We start from the raw sequence: 20,284 nt of genomic DNA, 5'->3' as shown, positions 1-20,284 counted from the left end.
GGCTAGGGTTTATGGTAAAGTCTTCTTTGGCGTTCTTGCGGGGTCCCCCGATCCCCCGTCAAGAACGGGGTGCTATAGCGAGGCACCATAAGGAGGGCCCTGGTGATGCAGACGTACGTGCCGAAGGAGACGGAACCCCGCTGGGTTCTCATAGACGCCGAGGGCAAGACCCTGGGGCGGCTCGCCACGCAGATCGCCACCCTCTTGCGGGGCAAGCACCGCCCCGACTGGACGCCCAACCTGGCCATGGGGGACTTCGTGGTGGTGGTGAACGCGGACAAGATCCGCCTCACCGGCAAGAAGCTCAAGCAGAAGATCTACACCCGCTACAGCGGCTACCAAGGGGGCCTTAAGGAGATCCCCGCGGAGAAGATGCTGGCCACCCACCCCGAGAGGGTGCTGGAGCACGCGGTGAAGGGGATGCTCCCCAAGGGGCCCTTGGGCCGCAGGCTCTTCAAGCGGCTCAAGGTCTACGCCGGGCCCACCCACCCCCACCAGGCCCAGAAGCCCCAGAAGCTGGAGGTCAAGTGATGGAGCAGTACTACGGCACCGGCAGGCGCAAGGAGGCGGTGGCCCGGGTCTTCCTCAGGCCCGGAAACGGCAAGGTCACCGTCAACGGCCAGGACTTCCAGGACTATTTCCAGGGGATCGTGCGGGCGGTGGCGGCCCTGGAGCCCCTGCGGGCGGTGGACGCCCTGGGCCGCTTTGACGCCTACATCACCGTGAGCGGGGGCGGGAAGAGCGGCCAGGTGGACGCCATCAAGCTGGGGGTGGCCCGGGCCCTCCTCCGCTACAACCCCGACTACCGGGCCAAGCTCAAGCCCCTGGGCTTCCTCACCCGGGACGCGCGGGTGGTGGAGCGGAAGAAGTACGGCAAGCACAAGGCCCGGCGGGCACCCCAGTACTCCAAGCGCTAGCCCCCTTCCCCTTACCCCCCCGAGGCCCCCTCGGGGGGGTGTTCCGTTTCCAGCCCGGCCAGGGCCTCCCGCAGCTCCTCAGGGGTAAAGGGTTGGACCCGGCGGTGGCGCAGGTAGACGAGCCGGGCCTCGGCCTCCACCCCCCAGGCCCGGCGCACCGCCTCCCAGTAGAGGGCAAGCTGGAGGCGGTAGGCCTCGGGGTCCACCTCCCGGTCGGTCTTGTAGTCCTCCAGGTACCAGCGCCCCCCCACCCGGTAAAGGCGGTCCAGGACCCCGTACCAGACGGTGCCCATGAGGGGCAGGACCAGGGGGAGCTCGGCGTAGTCCTCCTCCCGGGCCTCGAGGGGCGGGAGGACCGGGCCCAGGAGGGCCCTATACCCCCGCAAAAGGGCCCGCACCTCCGCCAAAAGCCTCTCCCCCTCCTGGGCCAAGGGGAAGGCCACCTCCTGCAGGAGGAGGGCGGCCATGGCCCCCTCGTCCTCCGGATCCAGGTGGCGGGCCAGGGCGTAGTGGACCAACGTGCCCACGGCCCGGGCGAACTCGGGTAGGGCCTCGGCCTCCAGGGCCTCGGCCAGGGGTCTGGGCTCCGCCTCGGCCTTGCGGTGGGCGCTGGGGGAGTAGACCTGGGGGAAGGGCTTGGGCGGGAGGCTCCAGGTGGCGTAGGGGGCGGGGTTGGCCTCCCCTTCCGGCCCCTCCCGGGGCAAGGGGGGAGGAGGCTCCTGGAAGAGGTGGCGGCGCACCCAGGGGTCCTGGTCCTTGGGGCCCAGGCCCAGGCGGTCCAGGGCCCGGGCCCATGGGCCCGGGCGGGCCGATTCGCTCCCCGTGACCAGGAGGACATCCCGGGCCCGGGAAAGGGCCACGTAGAGGAGGCGAAGGGCCTCCTCCTCCTCGGCCTGGGCCAAGGCCTGCCCCAGGGCTTGGTAGGCCGGGGTGCCCTCCAGGGCCACCTCCCCGGAAAGCCCCACCCGGAGGGGTTCCTGGTTAGGCCGTTCCCCGCGGGCCAGGTCAAAGACCGCCACCACCCTCCACTCCAGGCCCTTGGCCGCGTGGACCGTGAGGAGGTTCACCCCCTCGCCGCCCTCGGGCAGCTCCGAGGCCTCGGGGTCCTTGGCGCGGGCCTGCAGCCACTCCAAAAGGGCCTCGAGGTCGGGGAAGCGCTCGGCGGAGGCCAGGAGGAGAAGGGTGTCCAGGTTGGCCCGGGCCCGGGGGGAAAGCCGCCTCAGGAAGGTCTCCTCCCGGGCCAAAAGCTTGAGGGCCTCGAGGGGGCGCCGGCCCGCCAGGCCCTTAAGCCAGGCCAGGCGCTCCTGGGCCATGGGGGGCAGGAGGGGCAAGGGGTCTTCCGCTCGGAGGGCCTCCTCCAGGCTTCCCAGGTCCAAACCCAAAAAAGGCCCCCGCAGGAAGGCGAGAAGGGAGAGGCGCTCCTCGGGGGAAGGAGGGCCTTCCAGGAGGGAAAGCCTCAGGGCGTGGTAGAGGTCCCGCACCTCGGGCCGGGTGAAGAAGCTCCGCCCCCGCCTTAGGCCGTAGGGCACCCCCAGGGCGCGGAGAGCGCCCTCCAAGGGGGGCAGGCTCTGGCGGCTGCGCACCAGCACCGCCATCTCAGAAAAGGCATACCCCTCGGCGGCGAGTTCCCGAAGGCGACGGGCCAAGAGGTGGGCCTCATGGCGGCGCTTGTCCGCAAGCTCCCCCTCCCCCACCACCCAGTGGACCTCCACCCGGCCCTCCTCGGCCCGCTGGGGAACCACCTCCACCCTCTCCCCTTCGGGGAAAAGGGCCACAAAGCGGTTGAGGAGCTGAGCCACCGCCCGGGCGTGGCGCCAGGTTTCCCGAAGCTCCCGCCGCTCCTCGGCCCTCTCCAGGGCTTGGCGGAAGACCTCCACCCGGGCGTTGCGGAAGAGGTAGATGGACTGCTTGGGGTCCCCCACGGCCACCAGCCTGGCCCCCGCCGCCTCCAAGGCGGCGAAGAAGCGGCCCTGAAGGGGGTTGATATCCTGGTACTCGTCCAGGAGGATGTGGGGAAAGCGCTCCACCACCCGCCCCACGGCCACGGGGTGGTCCAGAAGGCGGAGGGCCAGGGCCTCGAGGTCCGAAGGCCCCAGGGCCTCCCGCGTGCGGCGGCGGTAGCCCTCCAGGGCCTCCTGGAAGAGGGCCCAGACCCCTTCCGCCCCTGGGGCAGGGTAGAGCCTATCCGCCAGGGAGCGCTTTTTGTAAAGGGCAAAGAGGAGCTCCTCCAGGCCGGGATCCAGGCCCCTCAGGTAGAGGAGGCTCCTGGTCTCTTCCCGAAAGAAGGCCTCGGCCACCAGCTCGTCCAAGACGGCGAAATCGGGGTCCAGGGAGAGGAGAGGGGCGGTGTGGCGCAGGGCCTCGGCCATGAAGCCGTGGAGGGTGGTGAAGACCGCCCCGTAGACCTCCCGCTGGGCCTCCTGGGCCAGGGGGTCCTGGGGGGCCAAGGCCCGCACCTGGGCCTCGATCCTTCGCCTCAGCTCCTCGGCGGCCTTGCGGGTGAAGGTGAGGGCCGCCACCCGCCGCAGGGGCACCCCCTGGGCCACCAGGTCCAGGAGCTCCCTCACCAGGGCATGGGTCTTGCCGGTACCCGCCGAGGCCACGTAGAGCCTCATGCGTCCTCCTTGCGGCAGACATCGGCCAGGCCGCAGGCGTAGCAGTGGGGGCCAGGCCTCGGGGAAAACACCCCCTGGTGCCAAAGGGCAAGGGCTTTCTCAGCCTGGTCCCTGACCTCCCTCAAGGCGGGGATGGACTCCCCCTTGCGGAAGGGCCTGGGACGATAGGGACGGGGTGTACCCAGGAAAGGCCAGACCCAAAGGTGCACCGCCTCCACATCCCCCCTCTGCAGCAAGGCCCCCAGGGCGTACCACTCCGTCCAGCGCCGCTGCGGCCCCAGATCGGGCTCGGCCCCCCGGGGCAGGAGGCGGTAGAGGTGGATCGTCCCCCCTTCCCGCCGCACCCCGTCCAGGCGCAGGGGAAAGTGGGCTCCCTGCCACCACACCCAAAAGCGCATCCCCTCCAGGTGGGCCCCATGGGCCTGGAGCCAGGGCCCCACCTCGGGGTGGCGGGAAAGGGCCTCCTTCCCCTCCGGGAAAAGGTGCCAGCCCAGGGCCTCCCCCCCTTCCCGCAGGCCAAACCGCTCGGCATAGGCCCGGAAGGGGCACTCCCGCAGGCGGCGCAGGGCCTCCAGGTGGGGAGGGGGGCCGGAGGCGCGGAGGGGGGAAAGGGGGAAGGGCTCCTGGGGGAGGACCTCGAGGGCGCTGGCGGGCGGCAGGGGCGGGGGCCTTTCTCCCCTTTCCAGGGGCTCGTAGAGGCCGGAAAGCCCCGCCTCCGGGTAGAGGAGGAAGACCTCCTCCCCCCGGGTGGCCATCTCCGCTTGGAAGAGGGGATCCAGGCCGCGAAGCCGCCGCGGCAGGCTCCGCAGAAGCCCCCGTTCCCTCAGCTCCTCCAGGAGGAAGTAGTCCTCCCCTTCCCCCAGGGTGTACCGCCCCGCCACCCACTCCAGGACGTAGGCCCGCCGGGCCCGCACCCCCGTGGCCCGCAAGGGGGGGAGGAGGGGAACGCCCCGGACCGGCTCCGGGGGCAAGGTCTCGTCCAAGAGGAGGCTCCGCCACCAGGCCAAGGGGTTAGCCCGGTCCACCCCCAGGGCCAGGCGGAGCCGGGCGAGGAAAGGCTCCTTGGCCGCCACCCCCAGCCGCTCCAGGACCGCCTCCCCCCAGGCCAGGAGGTCGGGGCCAGGGGTGCGCAGGGCCAAGAAGGCCCGCCATTCCTCCAGAAGGCCCTCCCGCTCGGCCAAGACCGCCAGGGCCTCCTCCCCGGCCAGGCCCAGGCGCAAGGCCCTCCGCCCCAAGGCGGTGAAGCCCAGGGCCAAAAGGTCCCGCCCCGTGGGCACGGGGTTGAGGAGGGCCAGGACCCTTTCCCCTTCCTCCCCCTCGGCCAGGGCCCGCTCCCGCCCGTCCGATAGGGGCAGGCCGTACTCCTCTTGGAGGAGGAGAAGCCCCCCGATCCGCCCCTCGGGGGCCACCACCAGGATCTCCTCCGGGGAAAGCCCCTCCCCCCCTAAGGCCCTGGGGGCCAGGGCCCGCTTCAGGGCCCGGAGGAGGTAGCGGGCCTCCTCCACCGGGTTGGCTAGGGCCCAGACCCGCTTCCGCACGGGCCTGGGGGAAAGCTCCCGCCAGGGTTCCAGCCCCTCGGGCAGGCGCTCCAGGGTGAGGAGGACCGGCACCTGGGCCGCCAGGCGGCGGAGGAAGCGGAGGTCCAGGGGGCCGATTTCCCGAAAGCCGTCCACCACCACCAGGCCCGGCGGGGGGAAAAGGCGGAGGGGGGCCCTTAGGGCGCGGTGGCGGAAATCGTCGTAGTCCAGGGCCCTGCCCTTGAGCCGTTCGTAGCGGAAGTAAACCCGGCGCAGCCGCCCCGCCTCCCCCTCCTTGGGCAGGGCGAAGGGGGATAGGCCAAACCGCTTCAGCTCGGCGATGGCCCGGGCAAAAAGGCGCGCCTCCCCCGGGGCCACCTCCGGGGAGAAAGCCCGCAAGGCCTCGGCCACCAGGGCCACCCGGCCCGCCCCCGGCAGCAAGGGTCCAAGCCGCCCCGCCTCCGCCAGGACCCGGTAGTAGAGGGCCTGGAAGGAGAGGAACTCCAGCCCCAAAAAGGCCCCTTCCTCCCCCAGGAGGCGGTAGAGGTAGGCCCGCTGGTGGGGAAGCCCCACCCACACGACCCGCTGCCTGCGGGCCAGGGCCCCCCGGGCCAGCTCCAGGGCCAGGCGGGTCTTCCCGGAAGCGGGGGGGCCCAGGACGGGGTAGAGGCCGGGCTTCATATGGGGCCCATTCTAAAACCAAGGGCCGGGGGCGTCCCCGGCCCCCCTGGGCTAAGGGGCTGGCGGCCCCTCCGGAGGCGGGAAAAGGGGCAGGGGCTCCAGGTCCGGCCCCAGCCGCAACACCCCCACCACCCGCCCCCGGTGGAGGACGAAGCAGCGGTACTCCCCGGCCAGGACCACCACCCGGCGGGCCAGGGAAAGCTCCCTCAGGAAAGGGAAGGGGCGCCGGGCCATGGGCTTGCCCCGGGGAGGGCCGGCGTGGGGCAGGGGGCGGCCCTCCTCCAGGGCCACCAGGAGCAGGGGGCGCCCCTTGCCCAGGAGGACCAGGGTGGCGCCCTCCCCCTGGTAAAGGGCCTGGACCTCGAGGCCCCCCACCACCTCGCGGCAGCGGAGAAAGGCCGCCTCCGATGGAGGGGGGGACCCCTCTGCCCAGGCCAGGCCCCAGGCCAGGAGCAAAGCGGCCCACCCTCCCCGCATCCTCACCTAGAACCCCCGTTCGGCGGAGATCAGGGCCAAGGCCGCCTGGGCCAGGAGGAGGGCCCGGCCCGGTTCCTTGGCCAGCCTGCCCTTGGCCTCGGCGATCAGGTCCTTGACCAGGGGATCCTGCCCCCGGTAGTAGGCCAGCTCCTTTTCCGCCCGCTCCACCGCCCCGGGGGCCCGCTGGGCCAGGCGGGCCTCGAGGCCAGGCCTAGGGCCGAAGCCCGGGCCCCGGTCCCACCTCCGGTGGTCCCACCCCCGGTGGGAAGCGGGGGGCGTGGGCGCCGCCTGCCCTCGGGCCGCGCGGAAGAGGAGGAGGGCGGCCTGGGCCTCCCGGGCCGCCTTGAAGTAGGCCTTGGCCTCGTAGTCCCGCTCCGCCCGGGCCTTTACCTCCTGGGCCCACTTGAGGAGCTTTTCCTCCCCTTGGGCCGCCTGGGCCACCGCCTGCAACCGGGCCAGGGCATGGGCCGCCAGGGCCGCCTGCCGGTAGTCCGTCCCCTGGGCCAGGGAAAGGCCCGCCGCCAGAAGGAGGAGTCCGAAAAGGGTTCGCTTCATCGCCTTCACCTCCCAAAGGGGAGGCTAGCCCTCCCCGCCAAAGGGCGCACCGGGGGAAAGCTTAAGGGAAGCCAAAGGCAGGTAAAGGCCCACCGCCGCCCCCGCCCGGTTGGCCACCGCCGCCCTTCCCCCGTGGGCCCGGGCCACCGCCGCCACCAGGGCCAGACCCAGCCCCGTCCCCTCCCCCCCCGTGGACGAAGGGCTCCAGGGCCCGGGGGAGGAGGTCTTGGGGGAAGCCCGGGCCCGAGTCCACCAGCCATAGCCAAACCCCCTCCCCTTGGGGAAGGAGCTGGGCCCGCACCGGGGGGCCCCCGTGGCGGCGGGCGTTCTCCAGCACGTTCTCCACCGCCAGGGCCAGGAGCTCGGGGTCGGCCAGGACCACCCCTTCCCCCTCCACGGCCACCCCCCGCTCCGCCAAAAACGCCCGCAGGTCCAGGGGCTCTGGGCGAAGGTGGGCGGCCTCGAGGCGGGAGAGGCGGAGGAGGCCCTGGAGAAGGCGCTCCATCCGCTCGGCCTGGCGCCAGGCCCCCTCCAGGGCCCTGGGCTCCGGGGCCCGGCGGAGCACCTCTAGGTAGCCCTTCAGGGCGGTGAGGGGGGTGCGGAGCTCGTGGGAGGCGTGGCGGGCGAAGCGGCGGGCCGCCGCTTCCTTTTCCCCCAGTTCCCCCAAAAGCCCCTCCACCCGGGCCAGGAGGCCGTTGAGGGCTTCCACCACGGGCTTTAGCTCCGCCACCCCTGGCTCGGGCAGGGGGCTCAGGTCCTGGGGGGAGCGGGCAGCCAAGGACCGGGCCAGGGCGGAAAGGGGGCGCAAGGCCCAGGCGAAGCCCAAGGCCGCCAGGAGGAAGACCAGGAGGAACACCCCCCCGCCCCAGGTGGCGTAGAGGAGGAGGAGGCGCCGCCCCAGCCCCGCCGCCCCCTCCAGGGGGACCGCCAGGCCAAACCCTCCCCCCTCCCCCGGCAGGGCCACGTACAACGCCCCCTGCCAGACCCCCTGGTAGGCCCGGCCCGCCGCCAGGGCCTCCCGCAACCCTGGGGGAAGGGGCGGGGGCGGCTCCTCGGTGAAGGCCACCCCCTCCCCCCGGACCACAAACCCCGTCCCACCCCCGTAGACCTGGGCCAGGCGGAAAAGTTCCAGAAGAAGGGCCTCCGCCTCCCTGGGCCCCTCTTCCCGCAGGAGGTAGAGCCGGGTGTAAAGGGCCCGGCGCAGGTCCTCGCTGGCCGCCCGCCCGGCCTCCCGGGCGGAGAGGAAGGCCAAGGGCAGGGCCAGGAGGAGAAGGGCCAGGAAGAGGAGGGCAAAGAGCCTTCCCCTAAGGGAGGAAAAGGCGGTAGCCATACCCGCGCACCGTCTGGATGGGGTTGGGCTCCCCCAGGGCCTTGCGCAGGGCGGAGAGGTGGACCTCCAAGGTGGCGGGCTCCACCGGCTCCCCCCAGACCCGGAGCATCAGGGCCTCCTTGGAGAGCACCTCCTCCGGAGCCTCCAGGAAGGCCTTGAGGAGGAGGAAGGCCTTGGGGCCCAGGGCAAGCCGCCTCTCCCCCCGGTAGGCCTCCATCCGCCTGGGGTAGAGGCGGAGGTCCCCGTAGGCCAAGACCTCCTCCCCCCGCCGCACCCGGCGGCGGAGGGCCTCGAGGCGGGCCAGGAGCTCCTGCAGGCTGTAGGGCTTCACCAGGTAGTCGTCCGCCCCCTCCCTAAGCCCCTTGACCCGCCACTCCACGGCATCCAAGGCGGTGAGCATGAGCACGGGCACCTCGGAGCGGGCCCGGATCTCCTTGAGGAGGCTAAACCCATCCCCCTCGGGCAGGAGCACGTCCAGCACCACCGCCTCGGCCCAGGGAAGGTGGGCCAAGGCTTCCTTGGGGCGGGAGGCGCTCCGCACCTCGTGCCCCTCCAGGGCCAGGCCCAGCTCCAGGGCCTCCCTGACCCCGGGGTCGTCCTCCACCAGCAAGACCCTCATAGGGGGTTCTTCCACAGGGCCAGGGCGCGCACCGGGGCGTAGACCTCCAGAGGGGGCAAGGCCTCCCCCGTCCTGAGGTCGATGCGGTGCACGCGGCTGCTACCCCGCCGGGCGGCGTAGAGCACCCCGTCCCAGGGCAGAAGCTCCACCAGGCTCATCCGGTCCTCCCCCTCCAAAAGGGGGAGGGCGTAGGAGGCCAGGAGGGCCCCCGAGGGGTCCACCGCCCGCACCTTGGCCGCCTCCACGTCGTAGAGGTAGATCCGCCCTTCCCCCGCCCCCACCCCCCCGAGGAGCCGCAGCTCCTCGCTCTCCTTGGAGCGGCGGAAGGCATAGCGGGAAAGGTAGCGGCCCTCCAAGGTAAGGCGCTGCACCTGACGGTTGCCGTAGTCCAGGACCAGAAGGTACTCCCCGGCCACCACCAGGGCCTTGGGGTCCTGGAAGCTGCCCCGCCCCAGGCCCTGGCCCCCAAACCGCCCCAGGTACTGCCCCTTCAGGTCCAGGCGGCTGATGGTGGCGGTCTCCCCGTCCAGGACGAAAAGGCTTCCGTCCGCCACCGCCAGGGCCACGGGGAAGAGGAACTCCCCAGGCTTCATCCCGTAGGGCCCCGCGGAGAGGAGCAGCTCCCCCTCGGGGGAGAAGCGGTGGAGCAGCTTGGCCCCGTGCTCAAAGACGGAAACCCAGATCCCCCCCTCGGGGTCGGCGGCCACGGCCAAGGGAGGGGCGGGGAAGTGGCCCGGGGCGGAACCGATGCCGGAAAGGAGCCTGGCCGCCGTCCCCTGGACGTCCAAAAGGCGCACCACCCCCCGTTTGGCCTCCACGCCCAGAAGGAGGTAGTAGGGCTGGGGCAGCCCCTTTTCCTCCTCCCAGGATCCGGAAAGCCCCTGGATGACCTCGTCTAGGGTGGGGCGCTTGGCCGGGTCCTTTTCCAGCATCCTCAGGACCAGGTCGGACAGGGCCTGGGGGATCTCGGGCTTGAGCTGCTTGGGAGGGGTGGGGACCTGGAAGATCTGCTGGTGGATCACGGTCTCGTACCCCCCGGTGAAGGGGGGCTGTCCGGTAAGGGCCTCGTAGAGGACGATGCCCAGGGAGTAGATGTCCGAGCGGTGGTCCAGCTTCTGCCCCTTGGCCTGCTCCGGGCTCATGTAGACCGGGGTCCCGATCCGGGCCCCGGTGATGGTGAGGCGGGTCAGGACCTTGCCGGCGGCGATGCCGAAGTCCATGAGGCGCACCCCCCGGGGGTCCACCCCGTCCTCCTTCAGGGCCCCCTTGAGGACCATGATGTTCCCCGGCTTGATGTCCCGGTGGACGATGCCCTGGGCGTGGATGTGCTTGAGGGCGTCCGCCACCCGGGCCAGGATGGCCGCCGCCTGCCTCAGGTTGAGGCGGCGTTCCTCAATGAGCCTGTCCAACCCCTCCCCGTCCAGGTACTCCATGGCGATGAAGTGGACCCCGTCCACCTGGCCGTGGTCAAACACCTTGACGATGTTGGGGTGGTCCATCTTGGAGAGGACCTCGGCCTCCCGGTGGAAGCGGCGCACGAAGCGGGGGTCGCCCACGAAGCGCTCCTGGGGCACCTTGAGGGCCACCACCCGGCCCGTCTTCCGGTCCTTGGCCTTGTAGACCGTGGCCATCCCCCCCACCCCCACCTTCTCCAGGACCTCGTAGCGCTGGGCCAGGGCCTGGGCCTCCTCCGTGGTCTTGACCCGGGTGGGCCGCCCTTGACGGGGGGCCCGGCGGGCCCGGCGCCGGGGGGCCAGGTAGACCCTAGGGGCAGCCATGCTGCCCAGGGCCAGGAGGAGCCAAGGCAGGAGGGCCTCGGCCCGCACCCCCGTGGCCCAGGCCGCCCCGGCGAGGAGGGCGAGGAGGAAGAAAAGGGGCCAGGGGGAAAGCCTCGAGGCCAGGGCCGCGGTCAGCAGGACCAAGAGAAACGCCAGGAGGAAGGCCATCACCCCACCCTCAGGGCCACGGCGGTGACGTTGTCGTCCCCGCCCCGGCGCAAGGCCTCGGACACCAGGGCCTCCAAGGAGGCCTGGAGGTCCTTGCCCAGCTGCCACTCCACCTCAGGCACCAGGCCGTAAAGCCCATCGGTTACCAGAAGCACCCCCTCGCCCGGGGCCAGGTGCACCCCCTTGAGGTCATAGCGGGCCTCGGGCAAGCCCAGGGCCCGGGTCAGGACGTTCCGGTAGGGGTGGCGCTCGGCCTCGGTGGGGGTCAGGACCCCCTCCTTAACCCGCTCCGCCACCCAGGAGTGGTCCTCGGTGAGGCGCACCAGCCCCCTAGGGGTCAGGTGGTAGGCCCGGGAGTCGCCGATATGCCCCACCACCCCCTCCTTGAGCCAGTCGGCGTACAAAAAGGCGGTAAGGGTGGTGCCCATCCCCTTGCGCCCGGGCTTTTCCGCCTCCTTCTCCACCCGCCGTTGGGCCAGGGCGAAGGCCTTCTCCATCACCCGGGATAGGCCCACCGCGGGCCGGCCCCCCTTAAGGTGCTCGGCGTAGGCCCGGGCCGCTTCGGAAAGGGCTTCTATGGCCACCTTGCTGGCCCACTCCCCCGCCTCCATCCCCCCCATGCCGTCGGCCACGGCCAAAAGCAAAAGGTGGCCCTGGGGCACCTCCAGGCGGAGCACCCGGTGGAAGTCCTCGTTGTTCTGGCGGCGGCCCACGTGGGAAACGGCGGCCACGCTGAAGCGAGGGGCGAGGCGCATCGGCTCCATTGTATAGGATGGGGGCGTGGAGCGCCTCTCCGACCTGGTGGACCTCTACGAGTACCGGGTGGAGGACCTGGTGGCCGGCCGTACCCCCAAGGGGGGAAAGCGGGCCCTGTTGGAACTCCGCGCCCTCCTGGCCCAGGCCCGCCTGCCCGGCCCCTTGGCCAAGCGCTTCCGCCAGGCCGACGCCCGCTTCCGCGCCCTACGCCGCCCCCAGGAGGGGACCCCAGCCCCCCTGGACCTGCCCACCTGGATACCGGAGGAAGCCGAGGCCCACCCCCCCTCCCACGGGGAGGAAGGCCCCAAGGCCTTAGCCCTGAAGGTCTGGCGGCTCATGGCCGGCCGGGAGGCCAAGGTGCGGGCCCGGGAGCTCCTCGCGGGGCGGCGGGAGGAGCTGAGGCTCCTTTACGCCTTTTTGCAAAACTACCTGCACTACCGGGAACAGGAAGGTTTCAAGCGGGACTTCAACCTCTCCCGCTTCAGCCCCCGCTTCCCCATCCCTTCCCTTTCCGACAGCCTCCTGGACCTCGAGGACCCCGAGGTGGCCAGCCGCCTCCTCCTGGAGTTTCTGGAAACCGCCCTCCACCTTCCCCAGGACCTCCCCCTGCCCCCGGAGGAAACCCGGGCCTACGTGCGCCGCTTCCTCAACCGCCTCCTGGAGTGGGAAGAAGCCTACGGCCTGCCACCAAGGAAAGACCTTTTGGCCCTGAAGCGGGCCCTGGAGGAGGCCAAGCGGCTTGGGGCCAGCGCCCAGGAGATCGCCCGCCTGGAGGAGCGCCTGCGGCAGGAGGCCCGGGAGGAAAGGCGGCGGGAGCTCCTTTTGGAGGAGGAACGGGGCCGCTTCCGCGTGGCGGCGGAAAAGCTCTTGGCCCTCCTCAACCTCCTCCCCGTCCCCCAAGGGGAAACCCCCTGGCCCAAGGTGCCTGAGCCCGGCCAAGGCGAGGAAGGCCTCCTCACCCTGCGCCTAAGCCCGGGGCGGGTGGTCTTGGGGCCCCTGACCCTGACCCTAAGCCAGGTGGAAGGAACCTGGCACCTGGGCCTAGCGGGGGAGGACCACGCCCTGGAGGACAGCCTGGCAATCCCCTGGGAGGACCTCGAGGTCTGGGCGGTGCGCGAGGGGGACCTTTTGCACCTGCGCCTGGAAGCCCGCAGCGGCCTGAGGCTCTACGAGCTCCTGGCCGAAGGCCGGGTCCTCGCCCTCCTTCTCTCCCCCCAGGGGGCGTACGCCTACCTGCGCCTCCTCCGCGCCCTTTCCGCCCGGCTCAAGGGGGAATTCCAGCGGGAGGCCTTCGGCCCCGCCCTGGCGGAGAAGTACCGCCAAGCCCCGGAGGAGGCCCTGCAAGACTTCGCCCGCAAAGGGCTGGAGCTTACCTTGAAACGCCTGGGGCCCACCGACCCCGCCCCCCTGCTCCAGGAGGTGGGCCAGGCCCTGGGGCACGGGGAAGAGGCCAAGGTACTGGCCGAGACCCTAAGGGAGTATCTGGGCCGCCGCCCCCCCACCCGGGAGACCCTGGGGGGCGAGGTCCACTTCCTCCCCCTCACCCCCGAGCCCGCGGGCCTCAGGGTGGGGCAGACCATCCTGTCGGTGAGGCTGCGGGAGGACGCGGTGTACGTGGGCCAGGCGGGGGAGGTGCCCCGGCGGCTTAGGGACCTATTGGTCTACCGCCTGCCGGGAGGGGCGGTGGTCCTGGCCCGGGAAGGGCAGCGCCTGGCCTACTTGGTAGTTGGAAACCCTTGACCAAACCCCACTCCTTGGTATAATCCCCGGGAAAGGGGTTTTATGAAGGCTTTGCGGCACCCCGCCTTTGCCCGGCTGATCCTTTCCTACTTGGTTTCCCAGGCGGGAAGCAAGATCCACCGGGTGGCCCTCCTGGTCCTGGTCTACCTGCTCACGGAAAACGCCCTTTGGGTGTCCTTGGTCCTGGGGGTGCAGCTCCTGGGAACGGTGGTCTTCTCCCCCCTGCTCTCCGCCTGGGCCGACACCCAGGACCGGAAGGCCCTCCTGGTCTGGTCCGACCTGCTGCGGGCCCCCCTGGTGGCCCTCATCCCCCTCCTGGGGGCCAAGAGCCTGCCGGCCCTCCTCCTCCTGGTCTTCCTCATCGAGCTCCTTCGTGACCTGCACGACCCCATCCAGAACGCGGTGGTACCCGACCTGGTCCCCAAGGAGGAGGTGGACGAGGCCAACAGCCTGATCCTCCTGGCCGACCGGCTCTCCGAGGTGCTCTTCGTGGGGGCAGCCGGGGTACTGGTGGCCGCGGTGGGGCCGGCCTTTGCCTTCTACCTGGACGCCATCACGTACCTGGCCTCGGGGCTCATCCTTATGGGGCTTCCTCCCCTGAAGCCCGACCATATCCCCAAGGCCGGCTTCTTCGCCCGGGTGAAGGAAGGCCTGGGCCACCTCCGCCGCCACCCGGCCATCCGCCGGACCGTGGGCACCCTCTTCGCCGCCGCCGCCTTCGGCTCGGTGGAAACCGCCTTGGGGGTGGTGCTGGCCATCAAGTGGCTGGGGGTGGGCTCGGCCGGGTTTGGCTTCATGGAGGCGGCCTTGGCCCTGGGGGCCATCCTGGGGGGGCTGGCCATGCCCCGGCTCCTGGCCCGCCTGCCCCGGGAAAAGCTTTTCCTCTATGGCCTCCTCCTCTTTGGGCTCTTTGAGGCTTCGGTGGGCCTCTTCCCCACCTTCGCCTGGGTCCTGGTGGCCTTTTTCCTGGGTGGGTTCCTCAACATGACCTTCATCGTCCCCGCCCGCTCCATCCTGCAGCTCAACACCCCCCAGGAGATGCGCGGGCGGATCTTCGCCGCCTTCGGCGCGGTGATGAACGCCGCGGTCCTCATCGGCACCATGCTGGGCGGGGCCTTGGAAGGGCCCATGGGAGCCCCCATGGTCTTCCTGTTGGCCGGGGGCATGGTAAGCCTGGCGGCCCTTTACACCCTGCTCACCGGGGGCATCCCCGCACCCCAGGATGGCCGCCAGACCGCAGGCTAGCCTTCCTTGAGCCAGCGGGCTGCTTCCAGGGCGTAGTAGGTGAGGATCCCCTGGGCCCCGGCCCGCCTAAGGGCATAAAGGCTTTCCAGCACCGCCCGCCTTTCCTCCAGCCAGCCCCTTAGGGCCGCCGCCTTGAGCATGGCGTACTCCCCCGAGACCTGGTAGGCGAAAAGGGGCTTGGCGAAGCGCTCCCTCAGGGCGTGGAGCACGTCCAGGTAGGGAAGGGCGGGCTTGACCATGAGGAGGTCGGCCCCCTCGAGGTCATCCAGCCGGGCCTCCCGCAGGGCATCCCACAGGCCCGCCCGGGGATCCATCTGGTAACCGGAACGGTCCCCGAACTGGGGGGCGCTGGCCGCCGCCTCGCGGAAGGGGCCGTAGAAGGCGGAGGCGTACTTCACCGCGTAGGACAGGATGGGCACGTGGGGGAAACCGCCTTGGTCCAGGGCCTGGCGGATGGCCTGCACCTGGCCGTCCATCATGGCGCTGGGGGCCACCACGTCCGCCCCCGCCTGGGCCTGGGAAAGGGCGGTCTTGGCCAGGAGGTCCAAGGTGGCGTCGTTGTCCACGTAAAACCCCAGGGGCCCCTGGCGCACCACCCCGCAGTGGCCGTGGTCCGTGTACTCGCAGAGGCAGGTGTCGGCCAGGACCAAAAGCTCGGGGAAGGCCTCCTTGAGGAGGCGGATGGCCCGCTGGACCACCCCCTCCTCCGCGTAGGCCCCCTGGCCCCAGGGGTCCTTGGCCTCCTCGGGCAGGACGCCAAAGAGGATCACCCCGCCCAGACCGGCTTCCAAGGCCGCCTCCCCCACCTGGGGCAGGCGGGAAAGGGGATGGCGGAAGACCCCCGGCATGGAGGCCACCTCCTCCGGCTCCCCCCCTTCCTTGACGAAGAGGGGGAGGATGAGGTGGCGGGGGGAGAGGTCCACCTCGGCCACCAGGCGGCGCAAGAGGGGGGAACGAAGCCTTCTTGGGCGCTCCATGGCTTCCACTATACTCATGGGGGAGGGAGCATGAACCTGCAGAAGCTCTTGAAGGAGGCCCAGAAAGCACAGAAGAAGGCGGCGGAGATCCAGGAGCGCCTGGAAACCCTGACCGTGGTGGGCACCGCCCAGGGTCTGGTGGAGGTGGAGGCCAACGGCCACGGGAAGATCCTGGCCGTGCGCCTGAAGCCCGAGGTCCTCGAGGCCTTCCGGGACGACCTGGAGGGCCTGGAAGACCTCCTTTTGGTGGCCATCCAGGATGCCCAGAAGAAGGCCCACGAGCTCTCGGAGAAGGAGATGAGCCGGGAGCTGGGCGGCGTGGGGCAGATGCTGGGCAAGCTCTTCTAGGATGCGCTACCCTGAGCGCCTCCTCAAGCTGGCCCGGGCCCTCTCCCGCCTGCCAGGGATCGGCCCCAAGACGGCGCAGAAGCTCTCCTTGCACCTGGCCTTCCACCGGGAGGAGGCGGGGGAGCTAAGGGAGGCCTTGGCGGGCCTGGAAGCCTTGGGCCTCTGCCGGGTCTGCGGCAACCTGGCCGAGGGGGAGCTTTGCCCCATCTGCCAGGACGAGGGCCGGGACCGCGGCCTCTTGGCGGTGGTGGAGAGCGTGGCCGACCTCTTCGCCCTGGAGCGGAGCGGGGAGTTCCCCGGGGTCTACCATGTCCTGGGGGGGGCCCTGAACCCCCTGGAGGGGGTGGGGCCCCGGGAACTCAACCTGGAAAGCCTCTGGCCGAGGCTGGCCGGGGTGAGGGAGGTGGTGCTGGCCACCTCCATGACCGTGGAAGGCGAGGCCACCGCCTTGTACCTGGCGGAGGAGCTGAAGCGCCGGGGGGTGAAGGCCACCCGGCTGGCCTACGGCCTTCCCGTGGGGGGAAGCCTGGAGTACGTGGACGAGGTCACCCTGGGCCGGGCCCTGGAGGGGCGCAAACCCATCTAATCCATGGAAGAACTCCTGCAAAGCCTTCTGGACCGGGTGGAGGGGAGCTTCGCCGCCGCCCTGGGTACCCTGGACGGGTTGCTGGTGGAAGGGGTGCGGCGGCGGCGGGTGGACCTCGAGGCAGCCATCGCCGAGCACGCCGCCCTCCTACGCCAGGCAGGGCGGGCCTACGCCGGCGCCCTGGGTTCCCCCCAGATCCAGGAACTCCTGGTGGTGGGCCACCCCGTGGTAGGCTATGCCCGGATGGCGCGGGCAACCCCAGGCCTTACCCCCCAGGAAAGCCTCTTCCTCCTGGTCCTCATGGGGCCTGAGGCCAACCTGGGCCAGGCCCGCCTGCAGGCGACCCAGGTGGCCGAGCGCTTGGCGGAGGTGACGGGATGGCTTACCTAGAAAGCCTGGCCGCCCTCGGGGTGCGCCGGGCGGTGCTTACCGGTTTGGACGGCCTGGTCATCGAGGCGTTGGGCCGTGGATCCCCCCCGGCCGAGGTCCTGGCCGCGGAGCTGGCCTCCGTGGTGCGGCACCTTACCCCCTTGGCGGAGGCCCTCTCCGGGGAGGTACGGCGCTTCACCTTGGCCACCGAGCAGCAGGAGCTCCTGGCCCTCAAGGTGGGGGAGTACCTTCTGGGAGCGGTCCTGGAGCGGGGTATGGACCGCAAGGCCGTGGGCCAGGAGCTCTCCCGCATTGCCCTGAAGATCCAGAACCTGTAACGGGAGGAGGCACGGTGGACGAGATCCTGAAGGAGCTGAAGGAAACCCGGGGGGTACGGGCGGTGGCCCTCCTCAGCGAGGAAGGGTTTGTGGTGGAGGAGGTCCGGGAGGAAGGGGCCCCCGAGGCCACCCTCCTCTCCGCCCGGGCGGCCACGGTCCTGGGCACGGCCAAGGCCCTGGCCCAGAGCCTGAACCAGGAGGCGGTGGAGGAGATCATGGTAGAGTACCCGGAGGGCGCGCTCCTCTTGGTGCCCCTATCCGGCCACCACCTCCTCCTCTTTCTGGACGGGGTGAAAAGCCTGGGCCGGGTGCGGCTGGCCCTGAAGAAGGCGTTGCCCAAGATAGAGGAGGCGTTGGCATGACCGAGATGAAACTGGACATCCAGATCGACAAGGATACCGCCCTGGGCCGCTACACCAACCTGGCCCTCATCGCCCACACCAAGAACGAGTTCATCCTGGATTTTGCCCTCCTCCAGCCCCAGGGAGGGGCCATGGTGGTGAGCCGGGTCATCACCAGCCCCCAGCACGCCAAGGCCCTCCTGCGCAGCCTAGCGGAGAACGTGGCCCGCTACGAGGAGACCTTCGGCCCCATCCCCGAGCCCGTGGCCGAGGGACAAGCTTAGGCCGAGGAAAAGCCCCCCTGCCCTAGGGCAGGGGGGCAAGCCCTAGAGGTTTTCCCGCCACCAGTCCAGGTACGCCCTCAGCCGGGCCAGGCGCCGATCGGGGCGGCCCGAGCGGGAAAGCTCATGCCCCTCCTCGGGAACCCGCAGGAAGCGGGTCTTGACCCCCAGGTGCCAAAGGGCGGTGTACCAGGTCTCCCCCTGGTCCATGGGGCAGCGGTGGTCCCCTTCGGCGTGGACCACCAAGGTGGGGGTGCGCACCTGGTGCACGTAGCGCAGGGGGCTTTTCTCCCACAGGACCTCGGGCCGCTCCCAGGGTTTGGCGAAGAGCTCCAGGTAGGTGAAGCGGGGCCCGATGTCGCTGGCCCCAAAGAAGCTGAGCCAGTTGCAGATGCTCCGGTCGGTGACCGCCGCCTTGAAGCGCCCGGGGTGGCGGGCGGTGAGCCAGTTGGTCATGTACCCCCCGTAGCTCCCCCCGGCCACCCCCACCCGCTCGGGGTCCAGGGGAAAGTGGGCCAGGACGTGGTCCAGGAAGCCCAGGAGGTCCCGCTCGTCCCGCTCCCCCCAGGCCCCTTCCAGAAGGGCAAAGTCCTGGCCGTAACCGGTGGAGCCTCGAGGGTTGGCGAAGGCCACCGCGTACCCCGCCTGGCGGTAGAGGGCGAACTCCAGCATGGGGGCCCGGCCAAAGGCGGTGTGGGGCCCCCCATGGATGTAGAGGATGACGGGGTGGGGGCCTTCCCCCTCGGGCAGCAGGACCCAGCCCGGCACCCTATGCCCCTCAGGGCTCTGCCAGGCCGTGGCCTGGGGCTCCGCCAGGGGCAAGGAGAGGCCCTCGTTGGGGTCGTAAACCCCCAGGGGGCCCTCGAGGCGAGCTGGACGGGTAAAGTCCTCGGTGAGGAGGAAAAGGCCCTTGGGGGTGCGGGCAAAGGCCAGGACGCTCCCCGAAGCCGAAAGGGCCTCCGCCTGGCCGTCCAGGCCCACCCGGTAGAGCCTCCCCTCTCCCCCTTCGGTGCGCACCAGGTACACCCCTTCCTCCGTCCACTTGGGCCCCTGGAAATGGGCCCCGAAGCGCAGGTCGGCGTTCACCGAGTTCTGCAGGCTCCCCTCCAGGAGAACCCGGACCCCCCCATCCCGCAGGTGGTAGAGCCTGGCCTCGGTCCCCCCGCCCCGCTCAAAGGCGTGGCCCAGGAAGAAAAGCCCTTCCGGGCTCCACTCCAGGGCAAAGATGGGGCCCACGCCCCCCCAGACCTTCTCCAACCCCCCCTCCCTAAGCCGGTACAGGGTGTCCCGCCACCCCGCCTGGGCCTGGGGATCCTCGGGCATGACCAGGTACAGGCCCTCGGGGGCGAAGACCATCTCCTTGGGGGCAGGGTAGCGGTCCAAAAGGAGGCGCACCTCCCCCCCGTGCAGGAGGTAGAGGGCCACCTGGCCTTCGGGGAGGAGGCCCCGGCCATCCAGCTTGAAGGGCCAGCCGGAAAAGGTCCGGGGAAGCCCCGGTTTGGGGGCTTCCTTCAGGGCCAAAAAGGCCACCTGGCCCTCTGGCCCTAGGGCGTAGTCCAACACCCCGGCGGTCTGCGTAAGCCGCTCCGCCTCTCCCCCCCGAAGGTCCAGACGGAAAAGCTCCTGGACCTCCCCCACCCGGCGCAGGAAGTAGACGTAGGGGTGGGCGTAGCGGGGCTTCCTGGCCTCCTCCTGGGTGAGGAAGCGCAAGGCGCCGTCAAAGAGGGCCAGGCGGGAAAGGTACTTGGGCGGCTCCCCCTCCTGGATCTCGGTGAGGAGGAAAAGGGGCAGGCCCTCGGGGCCTTCCGTGAGGTCGGAGAGAAAGCGCACCTTTAGGAGGACTTCGGGTCCCATGACCCCATGATACTGACCGGTCATTCTTCAGGGGCCCTCGGCAGGGTAGTAAGCTGGAGCCCATGGAGCGGGACGCGCTGGTGCGCTACCTGAACGCCTACCTCCGCCTCCAGGACTTCCCCCAGGACCCCTCCCTGAACGGCTTACAGGTGGAAGGCAAGGGGGAAGTCACCAAGGTGGGGGCGGCGGTGGACGCTGGAGAAGCCATCTTCCAGAAGGCCCTCGAGGAGGGGGTGGACTTCCTCCTGGTCCACCACGGCCTCTTCTGGGGCCGCCCCTTTCCCATCACCGGCCACCACAAAAGGCGGCTGGAACTCCTCTTCCGGGGTGGGATCAACCTCTACGCCGCCCACCTACCCCTGGACGCCCACCCCGAGGTGGGGAACAACCACGAGCTCGCCCGGGCCCTGGGCCTAGGGGACCTGGAGCCTTACGACGTGGGCGTAAAGGGCCGCTTCCCCTTCCCCACCCCCCTGGTCCAGGTGGCGGACCGGCTGGGCCAGCTCACGGGCATGCAGCCCCTGGTGCACCAGGGGGGGGCGGACACCGTGGTGGAGGTGGTGATCGTCTCCGGAGGGGCGGCGGGCCTGGTGGGCCGGGTGGAGGCCGACCTCTTCATCACCGGAGAGCCCAAGCATAGCGTCTTCCACGAAACCTTTGAGCGGGGGCTCAACGTCATCTACGCCGGCCACTACGACACCGAGGTCTTCGGGGTCAAGGCCCTGGCCCGGCACCTGGAGGCGCGCTTCGGCCTCCCTTGGGTCTTCCTGGACCACCCCACGGGGCTTTAGG

General features: G+C 70.8%; 20 protein-coding genes and 1 pseudogene. 11 read left to right on the top strand and 10 right to left on the bottom strand.

Going from position 1 to position 20,284, the window contains the following annotated elements; all coding sequences use genetic code 11:
* Window positions 1-105 precede the first annotated feature (105 nt).
* Complete coding sequence (gene rplM, locus TCCBUS3UF1_RS02830; RefSeq protein WP_014514992.1) at window positions 106-531, top strand: 50S ribosomal protein L13; 426 nt, start codon at window positions 106-108, stop codon at window positions 529-531.
* Window positions 531-917 carry a 30S ribosomal protein S9 gene (rpsI, locus tag TCCBUS3UF1_RS02825; protein ID WP_014514991.1) on the top strand — a complete coding sequence of 129 codons (387 nt, stop codon included), beginning with the start codon at window positions 531-533 and terminating at the stop codon, window positions 915-917. Before rplM ends, rpsI begins: the two co-directional genes overlap by 1 nt.
* A gap of 11 nt (window positions 918-928) precedes the next feature.
* Here the strand turns inward: rpsI and TCCBUS3UF1_RS02820 are convergent, their stop codons facing one another.
* The 8 genes and pseudogenes from TCCBUS3UF1_RS02820 to TCCBUS3UF1_RS02785 all read right to left on the bottom strand — a co-directional run bounded on the left by TCCBUS3UF1_RS02820 (window position 929) and on the right by TCCBUS3UF1_RS02785 (window position 11,412).
* Window positions 929-3,532, bottom strand: coding sequence for an exodeoxyribonuclease V subunit beta (locus TCCBUS3UF1_RS02820; protein ID WP_014514990.1), 2,604 nt, complete (start codon window positions 3,530-3,532; stop codon window positions 929-931).
* Window positions 3,529-5,730, bottom strand: a complete 2,202-nt coding sequence (locus tag TCCBUS3UF1_RS12270) for a hypothetical protein (RefSeq protein ID WP_014514989.1) — start codon at window positions 5,728-5,730, stop codon at window positions 3,529-3,531. Before TCCBUS3UF1_RS12270 ends, TCCBUS3UF1_RS02820 begins: the two co-directional genes overlap by 4 nt.
* Before the next feature lie 51 nt (window positions 5,731-5,781).
* Entirely contained in the window at window positions 5,782-6,207 is a 426-nt protein-coding gene (locus tag TCCBUS3UF1_RS02810; protein WP_041433708.1) for a hypothetical protein, read from the bottom strand.
* Window positions 6,208-6,213: 6 nt separating this feature from the next.
* A complete protein-coding gene (locus TCCBUS3UF1_RS02805; protein ID WP_014514987.1) occupies window positions 6,214-6,762 on the bottom strand; it encodes a hypothetical protein in 549 nt (182 codons plus the stop codon).
* A 24-nt stretch (window positions 6,763-6,786) separates the two neighbouring features.
* Window positions 6,787-8,092: pseudogene (locus tag TCCBUS3UF1_RS02800) on the bottom strand (sensor histidine kinase).
* Complete coding sequence (locus TCCBUS3UF1_RS02795) at window positions 8,067-8,711, bottom strand: response regulator transcription factor (protein ID WP_014514985.1); 645 nt, start codon at window positions 8,709-8,711, stop codon at window positions 8,067-8,069. Before TCCBUS3UF1_RS02795 ends, TCCBUS3UF1_RS02800 begins: the two are co-directional and overlap by 26 nt.
* Window positions 8,708-10,657 carry a protein kinase gene (locus TCCBUS3UF1_RS02790; RefSeq protein ID WP_014514984.1) on the bottom strand — a complete coding sequence of 650 codons (1,950 nt, stop codon included), beginning with the start codon at window positions 10,655-10,657 and terminating at the stop codon, window positions 8,708-8,710. The genes TCCBUS3UF1_RS02795 and TCCBUS3UF1_RS02790 overlap by 4 nt, the downstream gene beginning before the upstream one ends.
* Window positions 10,657-11,412 (bottom strand): PP2C family serine/threonine-protein phosphatase, encoded by a 756-nt coding sequence (locus TCCBUS3UF1_RS02785; protein ID WP_014514983.1) that lies wholly within the window; start codon window positions 11,410-11,412, stop codon window positions 10,657-10,659. Before TCCBUS3UF1_RS02785 ends, TCCBUS3UF1_RS02790 begins: the two co-directional genes overlap by 1 nt.
* A gap of 25 nt (window positions 11,413-11,437) precedes the next feature.
* On the opposite strand from TCCBUS3UF1_RS02785, the gene TCCBUS3UF1_RS02780 reads away from it, so the two are divergent.
* Window positions 11,438-13,153, top strand: a complete 1,716-nt coding sequence (locus TCCBUS3UF1_RS02780; RefSeq protein WP_014514982.1) for a hypothetical protein — start codon at window positions 11,438-11,440, stop codon at window positions 13,151-13,153.
* A 42-nt stretch (window positions 13,154-13,195) separates the two neighbouring features.
* Window positions 13,196-14,398: an MFS transporter gene (locus tag TCCBUS3UF1_RS02775; RefSeq protein WP_014514981.1), complete on the top strand. Its 1,203-nt coding sequence runs from the start codon at window positions 13,196-13,198 to the stop codon at window positions 14,396-14,398.
* On the opposite strand, the gene hemB is transcribed toward TCCBUS3UF1_RS02775, so the two are convergent.
* The gene (hemB, locus tag TCCBUS3UF1_RS02770) at window positions 14,395-15,375 is read right to left on the bottom strand and encodes a porphobilinogen synthase (RefSeq protein WP_041433706.1); all 981 of its coding nucleotides are present in this window, start codon (window positions 15,373-15,375) and stop codon (window positions 14,395-14,397) included. The two genes, TCCBUS3UF1_RS02775 and hemB, sit on opposite strands and share 4 nt — an antisense overlap.
* A 30-nt stretch (window positions 15,376-15,405) precedes the next feature.
* Between hemB and TCCBUS3UF1_RS02765 the strand changes: the two genes are divergently transcribed.
* From TCCBUS3UF1_RS02765 to TCCBUS3UF1_RS02740, 6 genes are read left to right on the top strand one after another with little or no spacing between them, the layout of a single operon-like run.
* Entirely contained in the window at window positions 15,406-15,723 is a 318-nt protein-coding gene (locus tag TCCBUS3UF1_RS02765) for a YbaB/EbfC family nucleoid-associated protein (protein ID WP_041433704.1), read from the top strand.
* A gap of 1 nt (window position 15,724) precedes the next feature.
* Window positions 15,725-16,309: a recombination mediator RecR gene (recR, locus tag TCCBUS3UF1_RS02760; RefSeq protein WP_014514979.1), complete on the top strand. Its 585-nt coding sequence runs from the start codon at window positions 15,725-15,727 to the stop codon at window positions 16,307-16,309.
* Window positions 16,310-16,312: 3 nt separating this feature from the next.
* Window positions 16,313-16,699: a hypothetical protein gene (locus TCCBUS3UF1_RS02755; protein WP_014514978.1), complete on the top strand. Its 387-nt coding sequence runs from the start codon at window positions 16,313-16,315 to the stop codon at window positions 16,697-16,699.
* Window positions 16,687-17,016 carry a roadblock/LC7 domain-containing protein gene (locus tag TCCBUS3UF1_RS02750; protein ID WP_014514977.1) on the top strand — a complete coding sequence of 110 codons (330 nt, stop codon included), beginning with the start codon at window positions 16,687-16,689 and terminating at the stop codon, window positions 17,014-17,016. The genes TCCBUS3UF1_RS02755 and TCCBUS3UF1_RS02750 overlap by 13 nt, the downstream gene beginning before the upstream one ends.
* Before the next feature lie 14 nt (window positions 17,017-17,030).
* Window positions 17,031-17,378: a roadblock/LC7 domain-containing protein gene (locus TCCBUS3UF1_RS02745; RefSeq protein WP_014514976.1), complete on the top strand. Its 348-nt coding sequence runs from the start codon at window positions 17,031-17,033 to the stop codon at window positions 17,376-17,378.
* Window positions 17,375-17,641 (top strand): DUF3467 domain-containing protein, encoded by a 267-nt coding sequence (locus TCCBUS3UF1_RS02740; protein ID WP_014514975.1) that lies wholly within the window; start codon window positions 17,375-17,377, stop codon window positions 17,639-17,641. Before TCCBUS3UF1_RS02745 ends, TCCBUS3UF1_RS02740 begins: the two co-directional genes overlap by 4 nt.
* A 42-nt stretch (window positions 17,642-17,683) precedes the next feature.
* Here TCCBUS3UF1_RS02740 and TCCBUS3UF1_RS02735 read toward each other — a convergent pair whose 3' ends face one another.
* Window positions 17,684-19,492, bottom strand: coding sequence for a S9 family peptidase (locus TCCBUS3UF1_RS02735; RefSeq protein WP_014514974.1), 1,809 nt, complete (start codon window positions 19,490-19,492; stop codon window positions 17,684-17,686).
* A 62-nt stretch (window positions 19,493-19,554) separates the two neighbouring features.
* Here TCCBUS3UF1_RS02735 and TCCBUS3UF1_RS02730 point away from each other — a divergent pair, with 62 nt between their 5' ends.
* Window positions 19,555-20,283, top strand: a complete 729-nt coding sequence (locus TCCBUS3UF1_RS02730; RefSeq protein WP_014514973.1) for a Nif3-like dinuclear metal center hexameric protein — start codon at window positions 19,555-19,557, stop codon at window positions 20,281-20,283.
* Window position 20,284 lies beyond the last annotated feature (1 nt).

The organism is Thermus sp. CCB_US3_UF1 (assembly GCF_000236585.1).
Lineage (GTDB): Bacteria > Deinococcota > Deinococci > Deinococcales > Thermaceae > Thermus.
The sequence above is the reverse complement of the archived record's forward strand: the minus strand, read 5'-3'. Positions and strand labels throughout refer to the sequence as shown.

Excerpts from the sequence above, each read along its gene's own strand:
- rplM (WP_014514992.1), top strand. The coding sequence starts at position 106 with ATGCAGACGTACGTGCCGAAGGAGACGGAACCCCGCTGGGTTCTCATA.
- rpsI (WP_014514991.1), top strand. The coding sequence starts at position 531 with ATGGAGCAGTACTACGGCACCGGCAGGCGCAAGGAGGCGGTGGCCCGG.
- TCCBUS3UF1_RS02820 (WP_014514990.1), bottom strand. The coding sequence starts at position 3,532 with ATGAGGCTCTACGTGGCCTCGGCGGGTACCGGCAAGACCCATGCCCTG.
- TCCBUS3UF1_RS12270 (WP_014514989.1), bottom strand. The coding sequence starts at position 5,730 with ATGAAGCCCGGCCTCTACCCCGTCCTGGGCCCCCCCGCTTCCGGGAAG.
- TCCBUS3UF1_RS02810 (WP_041433708.1), bottom strand. The coding sequence starts at position 6,207 with ATGCGGGGAGGGTGGGCCGCTTTGCTCCTGGCCTGGGGCCTGGCCTGG.
- TCCBUS3UF1_RS02805 (WP_014514987.1), bottom strand. The coding sequence starts at position 6,762 with ATGAAGCGAACCCTTTTCGGACTCCTCCTTCTGGCGGCGGGCCTTTCC.
- TCCBUS3UF1_RS02795 (WP_014514985.1), bottom strand. The coding sequence starts at position 8,711 with ATGAGGGTCTTGCTGGTGGAGGACGACCCCGGGGTCAGGGAGGCCCTG.
- TCCBUS3UF1_RS02790 (WP_014514984.1), bottom strand. The coding sequence starts at position 10,657 with ATGGCCTTCCTCCTGGCGTTTCTCTTGGTCCTGCTGACCGCGGCCCTG.
- TCCBUS3UF1_RS02785 (WP_014514983.1), bottom strand. The coding sequence starts at position 11,412 with ATGCGCCTCGCCCCTCGCTTCAGCGTGGCCGCCGTTTCCCACGTGGGC.
- TCCBUS3UF1_RS02775 (WP_014514981.1), top strand. The coding sequence starts at position 13,196 with ATGAAGGCTTTGCGGCACCCCGCCTTTGCCCGGCTGATCCTTTCCTAC.
- hemB (WP_041433706.1), bottom strand. The coding sequence starts at position 15,375 with ATGGAGCGCCCAAGAAGGCTTCGTTCCCCCCTCTTGCGCCGCCTGGTG.
- TCCBUS3UF1_RS02765 (WP_041433704.1), top strand. The coding sequence starts at position 15,406 with ATGAACCTGCAGAAGCTCTTGAAGGAGGCCCAGAAAGCACAGAAGAAG.
- recR (WP_014514979.1), top strand. The coding sequence starts at position 15,725 with ATGCGCTACCCTGAGCGCCTCCTCAAGCTGGCCCGGGCCCTCTCCCGC.
- TCCBUS3UF1_RS02755 (WP_014514978.1), top strand. The coding sequence starts at position 16,313 with ATGGAAGAACTCCTGCAAAGCCTTCTGGACCGGGTGGAGGGGAGCTTC.
- TCCBUS3UF1_RS02750 (WP_014514977.1), top strand. The coding sequence starts at position 16,687 with ATGGCTTACCTAGAAAGCCTGGCCGCCCTCGGGGTGCGCCGGGCGGTG.
- TCCBUS3UF1_RS02740 (WP_014514975.1), top strand. The coding sequence starts at position 17,375 with ATGACCGAGATGAAACTGGACATCCAGATCGACAAGGATACCGCCCTG.
- TCCBUS3UF1_RS02735 (WP_014514974.1), bottom strand. The coding sequence starts at position 19,492 with ATGGGACCCGAAGTCCTCCTAAAGGTGCGCTTTCTCTCCGACCTCACG.
- TCCBUS3UF1_RS02730 (WP_014514973.1), top strand. The coding sequence starts at position 19,555 with ATGGAGCGGGACGCGCTGGTGCGCTACCTGAACGCCTACCTCCGCCTC.